This is a genomic window from Paraburkholderia sp. BL21I4N1, from assembly GCF_002973525.1.
Classification (GTDB): Bacteria; Pseudomonadota; Gammaproteobacteria; order Burkholderiales; family Burkholderiaceae; genus Paraburkholderia.
Map to the genome: position 1 here is coordinate 1 of NZ_PVEN01000018.1, position 14,628 is coordinate 14,628.

Annotated in this window: 12 protein-coding genes and 1 pseudogene; 11 read left to right on the forward strand and 2 right to left on the reverse strand. The window is 63.0% G+C overall.

Features of this window, described 5'->3' with window-relative positions; translation table 11 throughout:
• Positions 1-167: 167 nt before the first annotated feature.
• Positions 168-1,241: an MBL fold metallo-hydrolase gene (locus B0G83_RS31265; protein ID WP_105511209.1), complete on the reverse strand. Its 1,074-nt coding sequence runs from the start codon at positions 1,239-1,241 to the stop codon at positions 168-170.
• 221 nt (positions 1,242-1,462) lie between these two features.
• On the opposite strand from B0G83_RS31265, the gene B0G83_RS31270 reads away from it, so the two are divergent.
• From B0G83_RS31270 to bioB, 11 genes are all read left to right on the forward strand, one after another.
• A complete protein-coding gene (locus tag B0G83_RS31270; RefSeq protein ID WP_105511210.1) occupies positions 1,463-1,867 on the forward strand; it encodes a MerR family DNA-binding transcriptional regulator in 405 nt (134 codons plus the stop codon).
• 79 nt (positions 1,868-1,946) lie between these two features.
• Positions 1,947-3,803, forward strand: a complete 1,857-nt coding sequence (aceK, locus tag B0G83_RS31275; protein WP_105511211.1) for a bifunctional isocitrate dehydrogenase kinase/phosphatase — start codon at positions 1,947-1,949, stop codon at positions 3,801-3,803.
• Between the two features lie 82 nt (positions 3,804-3,885).
• On the forward strand, positions 3,886-4,647 hold the full coding sequence (can, locus tag B0G83_RS31280; RefSeq protein WP_105511212.1) for a carbonate dehydratase: 762 nt from the start codon (positions 3,886-3,888) through the stop codon (positions 4,645-4,647).
• Between the two features lie 7 nt (positions 4,648-4,654).
• Complete coding sequence (locus B0G83_RS31285) at positions 4,655-5,848, forward strand: acetyl-CoA C-acetyltransferase (protein ID WP_105511213.1); 1,194 nt, start codon at positions 4,655-4,657, stop codon at positions 5,846-5,848.
• 62 nt (positions 5,849-5,910) lie between these two features.
• Complete coding sequence (locus B0G83_RS31290) at positions 5,911-6,588, forward strand: SDR family oxidoreductase (protein WP_105511214.1); 678 nt, start codon at positions 5,911-5,913, stop codon at positions 6,586-6,588.
• Between the two features lie 41 nt (positions 6,589-6,629).
• A complete protein-coding gene (locus B0G83_RS31295) occupies positions 6,630-7,079 on the forward strand; it encodes a YchJ family protein (RefSeq protein ID WP_105511215.1) in 450 nt (149 codons plus the stop codon).
• A 571-nt stretch (positions 7,080-7,650) separates the two neighbouring features.
• Positions 7,651-8,934 carry a dienelactone hydrolase family protein gene (locus B0G83_RS31305; RefSeq protein ID WP_105511216.1) on the forward strand — a complete coding sequence of 428 codons (1,284 nt, stop codon included), beginning with the start codon at positions 7,651-7,653 and terminating at the stop codon, positions 8,932-8,934.
• A gap of 922 nt (positions 8,935-9,856) precedes the next feature.
• Positions 9,857-11,218, forward strand: a complete 1,362-nt coding sequence (bioA, locus tag B0G83_RS31310; protein ID WP_105511217.1) for an adenosylmethionine--8-amino-7-oxononanoate transaminase — start codon at positions 9,857-9,859, stop codon at positions 11,216-11,218.
• A complete protein-coding gene (gene bioF, locus B0G83_RS31315) occupies positions 11,218-12,402 on the forward strand; it encodes an 8-amino-7-oxononanoate synthase (protein ID WP_105511218.1) in 1,185 nt (394 codons plus the stop codon). The genes bioA and bioF overlap by 1 nt, the downstream gene beginning before the upstream one ends.
• Positions 12,399-13,130: a dethiobiotin synthase gene (bioD, locus tag B0G83_RS31320; protein WP_105511219.1), complete on the forward strand. Its 732-nt coding sequence runs from the start codon at positions 12,399-12,401 to the stop codon at positions 13,128-13,130. The genes bioF and bioD overlap by 4 nt, the downstream gene beginning before the upstream one ends.
• Before the next feature lie 34 nt (positions 13,131-13,164).
• Positions 13,165-14,244 carry a biotin synthase BioB gene (gene bioB / locus B0G83_RS31325; protein ID WP_105511220.1) on the forward strand — a complete coding sequence of 360 codons (1,080 nt, stop codon included), beginning with the start codon at positions 13,165-13,167 and terminating at the stop codon, positions 14,242-14,244.
• Positions 14,245-14,360: 116 nt separating this feature from the next.
• On the opposite strand, the pseudogene B0G83_RS39620 reads toward bioB, so the two are convergent.
• Positions 14,361-14,459: pseudogene (locus tag B0G83_RS39620) on the reverse strand (sulfate ABC transporter substrate-binding protein); the annotation flags it as partial.
• Positions 14,460-14,628: the final 169 nt, after the last annotated feature.

Consider the following 14,628-nt stretch of genomic DNA (forward strand, 5'->3'; position numbering starts at 1 on the left):
GCGTGTAATCACGCTGCGTTCGCTTCGAACCCGTTTCCAATTTGACTCTCCTTCTTCCCGCAGGATCAGGTGTCAACTTATTTCAGGACGGGTCAAGGCGCATGAAAAAGCCCGGTTGCGTATGAAACGCACCGGGCTTTTTTTATCGACTCACCAACGCCTTGAGTTTAGATCGGCGAAAACCGAATCACCCCATCCGCACCCTGCTCACGCTTCAACTCCCCCGCGAGCCACAGCAGATGCAAATGCGCGAGCGCCTCGCCCATTGCAAACGTCATCTGATGGATATCGAGTTGGCGCTTGAACATGAGCGGCACGATATCCGCGGCGCTCTGCGGTTTCTCCGCGCAAGCCTCGCGCACTTCGGCGAGGCGCGCGTCGTGATGCTCGCGCAACTGCCGGATACGCGTGCGCACGCCGCGAAACGGCTTGCCGTGCGACGGCAACACCAGGGTGTCTTCCGGCATCGTCTCATAACGACCGAGCGATTCCAGATACAACGCGAGCGGCGTGCCCTCCGGTTCGATATCGAACACCGACACATTGGTCGAAATTCGCGGCAACACCATGTCGCCGGAAATCAGCACGCCGGTTGCTTCGCAATACAGCGCGCAGTGTTCCGGCGAATGACCGAAACCCGTCACCACCTGCCACGTCTTGCCGCCGATCTTTACGCCATCCGCTTCACGCAGGCGACGGTACTGCCCCGGAATCGCCGGCACCAGACTCGCGTAGTAGCTCTTGCGATTGCGCAGTTTGTCGAGCGACTCTTCATCCGTCACGCCGTGCCGCGCGAAGTGTCGCGCCGCACCCTCGCCGCCTGCGTTCGAGCCGTCGCCGGCCGCCATCACGCGTGCCTGCATGTATTCGCCGAGGGTCATCCACAGCCGCACGTCCCAGCGCTGTTTGTCGCCGCCCGTGCAAATCCAGTGCGCGAGACCGATGTGATCGGGATGGCAATGCGTAACGATCACGCGCAACACCGGCAGACCGTCCAGCACCGTGTCGAACACGGTCTCCCAGTTCGCCTTGATCGTGTCCGACGTAATGCCGCAGTCCACCACCGTCCAGCCTTGCTGACCGTCAATCTCGTCGCGCAGCAGCCAGAGGTTGATGTGGTCCAGCGCGAACGGCAGGGGCATGCGTAGCCAGAAGACGCCCGGCGCGACTTCCAGCGCGTGGCCTGCGTCCGGCAAGGTGTCGTTGAACGGGTAGTCGAGTTGATGTTCGAGTGCATTCATTGTGGGTGTCTTCCTTCGTCGGCCGTCCGGCATGGCGAGGTGTGCGATGCCGGGCGGCGTGGTTGCGGCACGCTCGTGCCGTGGTACGCCGTGTTTGCTGCCGGTTACTGCCGGGTTTCTACCAGGTTCCTGCGGGTGTTGCGTTCAACTCAAGTTGACGATAACGTAAACGTCGATTCTATCGTCCAATCCGATTTTCTGCCCGGCCACGAGATGCCCCGATGAACACGCAATTCACGATCACCGAGCTCGCACGGGAATTCGACGTCACGCCGCGCGCCATCCGCTTCTACGAAGACCAGGGTTTACTCTCGCCGAGCCGTGAAGGATCGAGCGGTCTGCGGCGCGTGTACTCGGCCCGCGACCGCACGCGACTGAAGCTCACGCTGCGCGGCAAGCGGCTCGGCTTCACGCTGTCGGAGATTCGCGATCTGCTCGACGTGTACGAATCGCCGACCGACACCGTGTCGCAATTGCATGCGTTCCTCGCCACGGTAGCGCGGCATCGCGACGTGCTCGAACGTCAGCTGGAAGATCTGAATGCGACGCTCGAAGACCTCGCGCAATACGAAGCTCAGGCGCGTGTGCTGCTGGAAAACGGCACGCGCGAAACCAGGCGCGCGTGAACGGCGCGACGCATTGCGAGTCCGCCCGGACGATACAATTCCGGGTGTCTTCACGACATGAGGCGAGTGCACGGTCCACATGAATCACTTCCCCAAACTGCTGTCGTCGCAAATCGGCTTTGACGTCGCGCAGACCATGCTCGAAGGATTCGACCGGCACTACCGGATCTTTCGCGACGCCGCGATCCACGCCAAGACCTTGTTCGAAAACGCCGACTGGCATGGCCTGCAAAAGCTCGCTCGCGAACGCATTACCTCGTACGACGAACGCGTGGAGGAATGCGTTGAACTGCTTGAAGACGAATACGACGCCGAGAATATCGACAACGAAGTGTGGCAGCAGATCAAGCTGCACTACATCGGCCTGCTGACCACGCACCGTCAGCCCGAGTGCGCGGAAACGTTCTTCAATTCCGTGTGCTGCAAGATCCTGCACCGCTCGTACTTCAACAACGACTTCATCTTCGTGCGCCCGGCGATTTCGACCGAGTACATCGAGAACGACGAACCGGCCGCGAAACCGACGTATCGCGCGTATTACCCCGGCAAAGACGGCCTCGCCGCCACGCTTGAACGCATCGTCACGAATTTCCAGCTGGCGCCGCCGTTCGAAGATCTGAAGCGCGACGTGAGCTGCGTGATGCAGACCATCCACGACGCCTTCGGCGTGTTCGACGAAGCGCCCAACTTCCAGATTCACGTGCTGTCGTCGCTGTTTTACCGGAACAAGTCGGCGTATATCGTTGGACGGATCATCAACGGCGATCTGCTGCTGCCGTTCGCGGTGCCCTTGCGCCATGTGAAGCACGGCGTGCTCGCGCTCGATACCGTGCTGCTCAAGCGCGACCAGTTACTGATCATCTTCGGCTTTTCGCATTCGTACTTTCTGGTCGATATGGAAGTGCCGTCCGCCTATGTGGAGTTTCTCGGCACCATCATGCCGGGCAAGCCGAAGGCGGAAATCTACACGTCGGTGGGTCTGCAAAAACAGGGCAAGAATCTGTTCTATCGAGATCTGCTGCATCACCTGTCGCATTCGAGCGATCAGTTCATCATCGCGCCCGGTATCAAGGGGCTCGTCATGCTGGTGTTCACGCTGCCGTCGTTTCCATACGTGTTCAAGCTGATCAAGGATCACTTCCCGCCGCCGAAGGAAACCACGCGCGCGCAGATCAAGGAAAAGTATCAACTCGTCAAACGGCACGACCGTTTGGGCCGCATGGCCGACACGCTCGAATATTCGAGTGTCGCGCTGCCGCGTTCGCGGCTCGATGAAGCGCTCGTGCGCGAACTCGAAAAGGAAGTGCCGTCGCTGATCGAGTACGACGGCGACAATCTCGTGATTCGCCACATGTATATCGAGCGCCGCATGGTGCCGCTCAACCTGTTCCTGCAGAACGGCACGGACCAGGACGTCGACCACGGCATCAAGGAATACGGCAATGCGATCAAGGAACTGATGCAGGCCAACATCTTTCCCGGCGACATGCTGTACAAGAACTTCGGCGTGACGCGTCACGGCCGGGTCGTGTTTTACGACTACGACGAAATCGAATATCTGACCGACTGCAACGTGCGCGCGGTGCCGGCGCCACGTAACGAAGAAGACGAAATGTCGGGCGAGCCCTGGTACTCGGTCGGCCCGCACGACATTTTCCCGGAGACATATGGCACGTTCCTGCTCGGCGACCCACGCGTGCGCCGCTCCTTCATGCAGCATCACGCGGACTTCTTCGGTCCCGCGCTGTGGCAACGGCACAAGGATCATCTACTGAAAGGCGAACTGCCCGACTTTTTCCCGTACGACGACAGCGTGCGCTTTAGCGTGCGCTATCCGGAACGCTTCGCCGATGCGGCTTCGTCCGCGCCGGGTGCGCCGGGTGCGCCGGGTGCAGCGGATGCTCCAACCGACGAACCCAGCGTGCGCGCAGCGTGAAACCCACGCGCTAAACCTCTCGTCCGAATCTTATGCAACGACACCGGCCGGTCCATCGGTCGAGCAAACGTCCAGACACACCATGAACACGAAAGCCAATCCGTCCCCCCACCCGCTCGCGCATCTGTTCGACAACAACGACGCGTGGGTTACTCGCAAGCTGTCCGAAGACCCCGAGTATTTCTCGCGTCTCGCGCATCAGCAAACGCCCGAGTACCTGTGGATCGGCTGCTCCGATTCACGCGTGCCGGCGAATCAGATCATCGGTCTGCCGCCGGGTGAAGTGTTCGTGCACAGAAACATCGCCAACGTGGTGGTGCATACCGATCTGAACTGTCTGTCGGTGATCCAGTTCGCCGTCGACCTGCTGAAGGTCAAGCACATCATGGTGGTCGGCCATTACGGCTGCTCGGGTGTCGGCGCGGCGCTGCACGGCCGGCGCGTGGGTCTCGCGGACAACTGGCTGCATCACGTGCAGGACGTGCGCACCAAGCATGCAACGCTGCTCGAAAACTGGCCGCTCGGCGAAGCACGGCACCGTCGTCTGGTCGAACTGAACACGGTCGAACAGGTGATGAACGTGTGCCGCACCACCATCGTCAACGACGCGTGGGCGCGTGGTCAGGAACTCACCGTGCACGGCTGGGTGTATGGCGTGCACGACGGCAAGGTGCGCAACCTCGGCATGGCGATCAGCGACGCGGCCGCGCTCGACGCGACCTACAAGGACTGCATCGCGGCCGTCGCGGCCGGCGGTGCGTACAAGGAAGACAACGACGCGGCCCGGCTCGGCGACGTGCCGGCGATCGTCGAAGGTGTGATCAAGGAGCTTAAACATGAGTGAGGCAAGCATGAACCCGACGCAGAACGATCCGATCGTCATCGTAGGCGTAGCCCGCACGCCGATGGCGGCTTTCCAGGGCGACTTCGCGTCGCTGACAGCACCGCAACTCGGCTCGATCGCGATCGAAGCCGCGGTGCAGCGCGCGGGCCTCAAGCCCGAGCAGATCGACGAAGTGGTGATGGGCTGCGTGTTGCCCGCCGGCCTCGGCCAGGCGCCGGCACGGCAAGCCGCGTTGGGCGCCCACTTGCCGTTGAGCACCGGCAGCACGACCGTCAACAAGATGTGCGGCTCCGGGATGCGCGCGGCGATGTTCGCGCACGACATGCTGGCTGCGGGTTCCGTCGACGTGATCGTGGCGGGCGGCATGGAAAGCATGACGAACGCGCCGTATCTGTTGCCCAAGGCTCGCGGCGGCATGCGCATGGGTCACGGCCAGGTGATCGATCACATGTTCTACGACGGCCTCGAGGACGCTTACGAAAAAGGCCGTCTGATGGGCACCTTCGCCGAGGAATGCGCGGGGTCGTACGACTTCACGCGCGAAGCGCAAGACGCGTTCGCGATCGAGTCGCTCAACCGGGCGAAGCGCGCGAACGAAGACGGTTCGTTCGACTGGGAAATCGCGCCGGTAAAGCTGGAAAGCCGCAAAGGCGAAGTGACTGTCGACCACGACGAGCAGCCGTTCAAAGCGAACCTCGACAAGATCCCCACGCTCAAGCCCGCGTTCAGCAAAACCGGTACGGTGACGGCGGCGAATTCGTCGTCGATTTCCGACGGCGCCGCCGCGCTCGTGATGATGCGCGAGTCGACCGCGAAGCGCCTCGGCGTCGAACCGATCGCGCGCGTGGTCGGCCACTCGACCTTCGCGCAGGAGCCGGCGAAGTTCACTACCGCCCCGGTCGGCGCGATTCGCAAGCTGTTCGAGAAGAACGGCTGGCGCGCGGAAGAAGTCGATCTGTTCGAAGTCAACGAAGCGTTCGCCGTGGTGACGATGGCCGCGATGAAGGAACACCATCTGCCGCATGAGAAGGTCAACGTGAACGGCGGCGCCTGCGCGCTGGGGCATCCGATCGGCGCGTCGGGCGCGCGGATTCTCGTCACGCTGATCGGCGCGTTGAAGAAGCGCGGCTTGAAGCGGGGTGTCGCGACGCTGTGTATCGGCGGCGGCGAAGCGACCGCGATGGGCGTTGAGCTGGTTTAATGCGAGGCTTGCCGCACTCGCTGCGGCAATCATTGCGGCATTCGAGGAATCGAGGTGAGACGATGAAGTCAGTGTTGATTGTCGGTGCGTCGCGCGGCATCGGCCAGGAGTTTGTCCGGCAGTACAAAAAGAGCGGCTGGCGCGTGCTCGCCACCGCACGCGACGGCGCGGCGCTCGACGCGTTGAAGGCGCTCGGCGCCGAAACTTTTGCCGTCGACATCACCTCGGAAGAAGACATCGCCGAACTCGGCTCGCAGCTCGACGGAGAACGACTCGATGCGGCGATCGTGGTGTCGGGCGTGTACGGCCCGAACACTGAAGGCATTGAAGCGATCAGCGCCGAAGACTTCGACCATGTGATGCACACCAACGTACGCGGTCCGATGCAATTGATGCCGCTCCTGCTGCCGCTCGTCGAAGACGCCGGCGGCGTGTTCGCGGTGATCTCCAGCAAGATGGGCAGCATCGGCGACGCGAGCGGCACCGCCGGCTGGCTGTATCGCGCGAGCAAGGCGGCCTTGAACGACGCGTTGAAACTCGCCTCGCTCGACGCGCGTCGCGCGACCTGCGTCTCGTTGCATCCGGGCTGGGTGCGCACCGACATGGGTGGCGCCCAGGCCGCGATCGACCCGGCGCGCAGCGTCACCGGCATGCGCGAAGTGCTCGCGCAGGCCGCCGCCCTGCACGACGACTTCAACGGCCGTTTCTATCAATACGACGGCACGCCGCTCGACTGGTGAGGAAACAGAGCCATGGTGCTGCGAATCAGGTTGAAAGTCTGATGAATAAAACATTGTTGCCGACGCAACGACCTGCCGACTGCCCATGCGGCGGCGCCGCTCCCGATCACCGCGGCGGCGCCAGGGCGCCCCGCTTTGAGCAATGCTGTGGCCGCTATATCGACGCTGGCGAAGCAGCGCCGCGCGCGCTCGAACTGATGCGTTCGCGCTATAGCGCGTATGTTGTGGGCGCAACGGATTATCTGCGCGCCAGCTGGGCGCCGCAGACCTGTCCCGCCGACCTCGACGTCGACCCGGCCGCGCCCGACGCACCCCGCTGGCTCGGACTACAGATCAAGGCTTTCGCCGAGACCGGCGACGGCCATGCCACCGTCGAATTCATCGCACGATACAAGGTGGGTGGGCGTGCGCACCGGCTGCACGAACTGAGCCGCTTTATCCGCGGCGAGGACGGCCGTTGGCGCTATGTCGACGGCGACGTCAGCGAATAGTCCGTAACCTTTCAGCGCCTTACGCGGCGCAGCGGCGTGCATGTCACCGTGTTCACATAAGGCCCTGTATAAGGGCCTTTTTTTCGTGTTGGCTCAGCACGACACCACGCGCGACGACTCGACTTGCTTCGCACACCCGGACACCCGCGAGGCCTGCGTTTCGCGGCCGTTGGCAGGACGATCGGCGAGCGGCAATTTTTTCGTCGCGGGTTCTCCTTGATTGCACAAAACAAAATTGTCGTGCCAGGATGAGGTCGTAGCTTCATGACGTCACGTTGCGAGAGAGGGCCAACCCACTCCGCAAAATGCGCAGGGCGCTCTGCCGGGCACCAGATAGAGTGGGTTCGGCGGCAGTTCCGGCGGTAAGCGTGGCGCTCATCATCGGCGCGTGGGGTCGCGTCGGCCGTTTGGGTTCATCCCGTGCGATCTCGATTAGCGTGCGTGCGCCTGGCGCATTACGTACGCGAGTGTGTTTTTGTGTGCCGAAACTCGCTGAAAGTCAACTGTCAGCGACGGATTCGACAGACCAACACCACGGTGTTCAGGGCAGGATTTTGAGGCAGGTGCGTCAATGGTGTTCAGCAAGATTCTGACGAAGTGTGCGGTGATGTGTGCAACGGCCACGTGCGCGGTTGCACTCGCGCATGCCGACCCGCTCTCCGACACCCAGGCTGGGCCTTTGACCCGCGCGCATGTGCCGCGCATTGCCCTCGACGACGATGTCTATCTGCCCACTGCGGGCCTGAACGAACAGATCATTCGCGTACCGGTCGACGCTGCCGGCTCGGTCACGCTCGAAACGACGATTTACAAACCGGACGGCGCAGGTCCGTTTCCGATGATCGTCTTCAACCACGGCAAGATTCCCGGCGATCCGCGTACGCAGGAGCGCAGCGACCCGCTGCCGTTCGCGCGCGAATTCGTGCGCCGCGGCTACGTGGTGGTCGCGCCGAATCGCCAGGGCTTCGGCCATTCGGATGGCGTTTATCAGCAGGACGGTTGCGATGTCGAGCGCAACGGCGTCGGCCAGGCTGGCGACGTAGCGGCGACGATCGATTTCATGTCGAAGCAGCCGTATGTGGACGCCTCGCATATCGTGGTGGCGGGCACGTCGCACGGTGGCCTGGCGACGATGGCTTACGGCCCTGAGGCCGCGCCGGGCGTGCGGGCGTTGATCAATTTCTCGGGCGGTTTGCGGCAGGATGCGTGCAAGGACTGGCAGGGCAATCTGACGCGTGCGTTCGGCGTGTACGGTGAGAAGACCAAGGTGCCGTCGCTGTGGATGTACGGCGATAACGATTCGGTGTGGAATGCGCCGCTGGTGGCGGGCATGTATGCCGCGTATGGCGCGCATGGTGCGAGCGCGAAGATGGTGGACTTCGGCAACTACAAGAACGACGCGCATCGGCTGGTTGGCGATCGTGACGGCGTGCATGTGTGGTGGCCTGCGGTCGAGGCGTTTCTTGCGCAGGTTGGGATGCCGACGGGCGTGCAGTATCGGGTCGAGGATCCTTCCGCGCCTAAGGCGAGTGGGTTTGCTGCTGTCGACGCGGTCGATTCCGTGCCCTTTGTCGATGAAGCCGGGCGGAATGGGTATCGGAATTTCTTGCATCAGTATCCGAGTCGGGCTTTTGCTGTTTCGGATTCTGGGGCTTGGTCATGGGCTGAAGGCGGGGATGATCCTAATTCGGTTGCGGTGGCGAATTGTCAGAAGCAGAGCGTTGCGCCTTGTCGCCTGTATGCGGTGGATAACGCCGTTGTTTGGGGGGATCGGTCTTCGCAGACGGCTAGTGGTGAAGGTGCTGGGGCTTCTTCTGGCGCTGACGCGCGGCGGGCTATTGCTAGTCGTGAATGAGGGCGCTGCTTGCGCGGCGCTTGTTTTGGTTGGCTGGCCTCGCTTGTTGGCCTTTCCTTGAATTCGCGGTGGTCTATTGGCGTTGCCCCTGTGCGGGGCGGCACTTACTTCTCTTTGCCGCGGCAAAGAGAAGTAAGCAAGAGAAAGCCGCTCACACCGCCAACTCTTAAGCGGGTCCCCCGCGCAGCCACGGTAGTGGCTCATCTGGAATCCGTGCTCTCGCACATTCCACCCTCGTGACACAGCAGTCATTCCTCCGGTGGCGCTCCGCGCCCCGCCCGGTCGTTCGTCAAACCACCCACAATTTTTAGTCCCTACGGTCTTTCAGTGCCCCGCCTCTTTGCGTGCGCGGCGACTCGAAATTGCGGCCAGTCTTCGCGCGCGCAACTCGCGAGCCCCACCGTGCCAGCGGTGTATGAACGACCGCCGCGGCGCGCGCAGCGCTGCCGGAGGAATGACTGCCTTGTCACCGGCGCGGAGTGTGCGAGGGCACGGATTCCAGATGCACCACTACCGTTGGCGGACCACGAAACCCGCTTATGAGCTGGCGGTGTGAGCGGCTTTCTCTTGCTTACTTCTCTTTGCCGCGGCAAAGAGAAGTAAGTGCCGCCCCGCACAGGGGCAACGCCAATAGACCACCGCGACCTCAAGGAAAGGCCCAAAAAACCCGCTTAACAAGCAAATCCCCACCCACAAGGCCCAACTACTTTGCCGTCGCCAACTCCGCCGAACAGCGACCTTTTCAAACCAACGCAACCGACCAGCCCAAAACGTCGCCAAACCCCAGCGCCACAGGCAAAACCACCCACCCAGCCCCTAGTGCGCAGCACGAAAGAAACCGCTAATCTCAACCCCGCGCATCAGCCCCAAACCCTAACGCGCAGCGCAAAACCAGCAGCAAACCAGCATCCGGAGCACCGCATTGAACAAGCCAGCAGAACCCACCACGACCCCTGACGACTGGGTCGCCCGCAGCCTACGCGCCGTCTGGCATCCCTGCACCCAGATGAAGCACCACGAGCGCCTGCCGCTCGTCCCCGTCTCACGGGGTCAAGGTGCGTGGCTCTACGACCGCGCCAACCATCGTTATCTGGATGCGATCAGCTCCTGGTGGGTCAACCTGTTCGGCCACGCGAATCCCCGCATCAACGCGGCGCTCAAAGACCAGCTCGACACGCTCGAACACGCCATGCTCGCCGGCTGCACGCACGAACCGGCCATTGAACTCGCGGAACGCCTCAGCGCCCTCACCGACAATACGCTCGGTCACGCGTTCTTCGCGTCGGACGGCGCATCCGCCGTCGAAATCGCGCTAAAGATGAGCTTCCATTCGTGGCGCAATCGCGGCTTCGCCGATAAGCAGGAATTCGTCTGCGTCGCCAACAGCTATCACGGCGAAACCATCGGTGCGCTCGGCGTCACCGACGTCGCGCTCTTCAAGGACGCCTACGATCCGCTGATCCGTCACGCCCACGTCGTGGCATCGCCCGACGCGCGTCTGGCGCAACCGGGCGAAACCGCTGCCGACGTCGCACATCGCGCGCTCGAACACGTACGCTCGCTATTCGACGCGCGCGCCACGAAAATCGCCGCGCTGATCGTCGAGCCGCTCGTGCAATGCGCGGCCGGCATGGCCATGCACGACGCGTCGTATCTCGCGGGACTGCGCGCCCTGTGCGACCAGTACGGCGTGCATCTGATCGCCGATGAAATCGCCGTCGGTTGCGGTCGCACCGGCACGTTCTTCGCGTGCGAACAGGCCGGCATGTGGCCGGACTTTCTGTGTCTGTCGAAAGGTATCAGCGGCGGCTATCTGCCGCTCTCCATCGTGCTGTCCCGCGATGAAATCTACGCGGCCTTCTATCACGACGACACCGCGCGCGGCTTCCTGCACTCGCACTCGTACACCGGCAATCCGCTCGCGTGCCGTGCGGCGCTCGCCACGCTCGACCTGTTCGTCAGCGACAACGTGCTCGCCGCCAACGCGCAAAAATCCGCGACGCTCAAAGCCGCGCTCGCGCCGCTCGCCGAGCACAGCCACGTCCGCAATCTGCGCCAGTGCGGCACGATCTTCGCGTTCGACGCCGTGATCGACGACGCGCAGCAAGCTCGCACTTTCTCGCGCCGTTTCTTCGACAACGCGTTGCAGCGCGAACTCCTGCTGCGCCCGATCTCGACCACGGTGTATCTGATGCCCCCCTACATCCTCGACGACGAAGAACTCGCGCTGCTTGCATCGCGCACGCGCGAAACCTTCGAAGCCACGCTCACGGAGGCCCGTTAATGCATCTGCTCGACACACTCACGGCAGGCCTGAAAGACATCGACGAGCGCGGGCTGCGCCGCCGCCGCCGCATCGCGGACACGGCATGCGCGGCGCACATGACCGTCGACGGCCGCGCGATCATCGGCTTCGCCAGCAATGACTATCTCGGCCTCGCCGCGCATCCGCGGTTGATCGCGGCCATCGCCGAAGGCGCACAGCGCTACGGCGCGGGCAGCGGCGGCTCGCATCTGCTGGGCGGCCACTCGCGCGCGCATGCGCAACTCGAAGACGACCTGGCGGAATTCGTCGGCGGCTTCGTCGACAATGCGCGCGCGCTCTACTTCAGCACCGGCTATATGGCCAACCTCGCGACGCTCACCGCGCTCGCGGGCCGCGGCACGACGCTGTTCTCGGATGAGTTGAATCACGCGTCGCTAATCGACGGTGCACGGCTCTCGCGCGCCGACGTGCAGATCTATCCGCACTGCGACATGGATGCGTTGGGCGCCTTGCTCGAAGCGTCGAACGCGGAGGTCAAGGTGATCGTGTCGGACACCGTCTTCAGCATGGACGGCGACGTCGCGCCGCTGACGCGCCTGCTCGCGCTCGCGGAACAGCACGGCGCGTGGCTGATCGTCGACGACGCGCACGGTTTCGGCGTGCTCGGTCCGCAAGGCCGCGGCGCGGTCGCGCAAGCGGCGCTGCGCTCGCCGAATCTGATTTCGATCGGCACACTCGGCAAGGCCGCAGGCGTCTCGGGCGCGTTCGTCGTCGCGCATGAGACCGTGATCGAATGGCTCGTGCAGCGCGCGCGTCCGTACATCTTCACCACGGCGTCGGTACCGGCGGCGGCGCATGCGGTGTCGGCGAGCCTGCGCATTATCGGCGGCGAAGAAGGCGACGCGCGACGCGCGCATCTCCAGCAACTGATCAACCGCACGCGCGCGATGCTGAAAGCCACGCCGTGGCTGCCCGTCGATTCGCACACGGCCGTGCAGCCACTCATTATTGGCGAGAACGACGCGACGCTCGATATCGCGGCCACGCTCGACCGCGCCGGTCTATGGGTGCCGGCGATCCGTCCGCCGACCGTGCCGGTCGGCACGTCGCGGCTGCGCATTTCGCTGTCGGCGGCCCATTCGCTGGCGGATCTCGACCGGCTCGACGCTGGCTTGCAACAGCTCGGAGCGAAAGCGGCATGAGTAGCCTGAATCACAAACCGCTGTCGCTGTTCGTCACCGGTACCGATACGGAAATCGGCAAAACCTTCGTTTCGTCGGCCCTGTTGCGCGGTTTCGTGCGCGCGGGTTTGCAAGCCGCCGCGATGAAGCCGATCGCCGCCGGCGCGTTCGAAGTGAACGGCGTGCTGCACAACGAAGACGCGGATCAACTCGACGCCGCGTCGAGCGTGCTGCTGCCACCCGACATGCGCACGCCGTACCTGCTGAAGGAACCGGCCGCGCCGCACATCGCGGCCGCCTTGGAGAACGTCACGTTCGATCTCGGTCACATCGTCGCGTGTCACGCGCAGGCGTTGCAGCGCGCGGAGATCGTCGTGGTGGAAGGCGTCGGCGGATTTCGTGTGCCGCTGACCGCCACCGAAGACACCGCCGACCTCGCCGTCGCGCTGAAGCTGCCGGTGGTGCTGGTGGTCGGCATGCGTCTGGGCTGCATCAGCCATGCGCTCCTCACCGCTGAGGCGATCGCGGCGCGCGGACTCACGCTCGCGGGCTGGGTCGCGAATCGCGTCGATCCCAACATGACGTTCCCCGACGAAAACATCGCCTCGATCCGCGAGCAGCTGGCTCGCGCGTACGACGCCCCATTGCTCGGCATCGTGCCGCATCTGAGCCCGGCTTCGCCCGAACTTGCGGCGGACCAGCTCGACATCGACCGACTCTTGCAGACGCTGCGTCACACGCAGCGCTGATCCCCACACACATCTATCCACAAGGATTGACGATATGACGCAACTGAACATCGCTTCGACGCCAGCCGACACGGTCGCCGCCCAAAATAACGCCGCCGAAGGCGCCAAACAACTGGCGCGCTGGCGAGTCGCCGACATCGTCGCGCTGTACGAACTGCCGTTCAACGACCTGATGTTCCGCGCGCAGCAAACGCATCGCGAGCATTTCGACGCGAACACCGTGCAACTCTCCACGCTGCTGTCGATCAAGACCGGCGGCTGCGAAGAAGATTGCGCGTACTGTCCGCAGTCGGTGCATCACGACACGGGTCTGCAAGCCGACAAGCTGATGCCGGTCGACGAAGTACTCGCCGCCGCCAAGCTCGCCAAGGAAAACGGCGCGACACGCTTCTGCATGGGCGCCGCGTGGCGTAATCCGAAAGACCGTCACCTCGAACCGATCAAGGACATGATCCGCGGCGTGAAGGCGATGGGCCTCGAAACCTGCGTGACGCTCGGCATGCTCGAAACGCACCAGGCACAGGCGCTGCGCGATGCGGGCCTCGACTACTACAACCACAACCTCGATACGTCGCCGGAATTCTACGGTCAGATCATTTCGACGCGCACGTATCAGGACCGTCTCGACACGCTCGAACGCGTGCGCGATGCGGGCATCAACGTGTGTTGCGGCGGGATCGTGGGGCTGGGCGAATCGCGTCGTGAACGCGCCGGGCTGATCACCCAACTGGCGAACATGGAGCCGTATCCGGAATCGGTGCCTATCAACAATCTGGTGCAAGTTGAAGGCACGCCGCTGACGGGCACCGAACCGATCGACCCGTTCGAATTCGTGCGTACGATTGCGGTGGCGCGTATCACGATGCCGAAAGCAATGGTGCGTTTGTCGGCGGGCCGCGAACAGATGGATGAAGCGTTGCAGGCGCTGTGTTTCCTCGCTGGCGCGAACTCGATTTTCTACGGCGATCAATTGCTGACCACGAGCAATCCGCAAGCCGAAGCCGACCGCAAGCTGCTGGCACGTCTGGGCATTAGCGCCGAGGCCTCGCAGCAGATGCCGGTGGATCAAAGCGGCTGCGAACAGGGTTGCGACAGGCATGCCGCGCCGAATTGAGCGGTGATGAATCGAAAACTGCGTTGATGCAGTTGAAGCGCGCGATAAACCGCGCGCAATAAAAAAGGGCGCCTCGATTTACATCGAGGCGCCCTTTGCGTTTCTAGTATCGCTGCTTACTTCTTGTCGACGATGATCTGATCGAACGTCCCGCCATCGGCGAAATGGGTTTGCTGCGCTTTCTGCCAGCTGCTGAACATCTCTTCGACGGTGAAGAAATTCGATTTTCTACCGGGGGCGCTTGCGCATCATCGCGGATTTGTGGCATTTTCACCGCGACACATCACAAACGCGGAAACTTCATGCCGGTTTTTCTCGCACACAACCAACCCTGCTTCGCCCCTCTCTCTCCATTCAGTCACCCTTTGGGACGAGCGAGGAGGA

What these genes read in the sequence shown, in the direction of transcription:
- B0G83_RS31305 (WP_105511216.1), top strand. Translation starts at nt 7,651, where the DNA reads ATGGTGTTCAGCAAGATTCTGACGAAGTGTGCGGTGATGTGTGCAACG.
- aceK (WP_105511211.1), top strand. Translation starts at nt 1,947, where the DNA reads ATGAATCACTTCCCCAAACTGCTGTCGTCGCAAATCGGCTTTGACGTC.
- B0G83_RS31265 (WP_105511209.1), bottom strand. Translation starts at nt 1,241, where the DNA reads ATGAATGCACTCGAACATCAACTCGACTACCCGTTCAACGACACCTTG.
- B0G83_RS31285 (WP_105511213.1), top strand. Translation starts at nt 4,655, where the DNA reads ATGAACCCGACGCAGAACGATCCGATCGTCATCGTAGGCGTAGCCCGC.
- B0G83_RS31290 (WP_105511214.1), top strand. Translation starts at nt 5,911, where the DNA reads ATGAAGTCAGTGTTGATTGTCGGTGCGTCGCGCGGCATCGGCCAGGAG.
- B0G83_RS31295 (WP_105511215.1), top strand. Translation starts at nt 6,630, where the DNA reads ATGAATAAAACATTGTTGCCGACGCAACGACCTGCCGACTGCCCATGC.
- bioD (WP_105511219.1), top strand. Translation starts at nt 12,399, where the DNA reads ATGAGTAGCCTGAATCACAAACCGCTGTCGCTGTTCGTCACCGGTACC.
- bioB (WP_105511220.1), top strand. Translation starts at nt 13,165, where the DNA reads ATGACGCAACTGAACATCGCTTCGACGCCAGCCGACACGGTCGCCGCC.
- B0G83_RS31270 (WP_105511210.1), top strand. Translation starts at nt 1,463, where the DNA reads ATGAACACGCAATTCACGATCACCGAGCTCGCACGGGAATTCGACGTC.
- can (WP_105511212.1), top strand. Translation starts at nt 3,886, where the DNA reads ATGAACACGAAAGCCAATCCGTCCCCCCACCCGCTCGCGCATCTGTTC.
- bioF (WP_105511218.1), top strand. Translation starts at nt 11,218, where the DNA reads ATGCATCTGCTCGACACACTCACGGCAGGCCTGAAAGACATCGACGAG.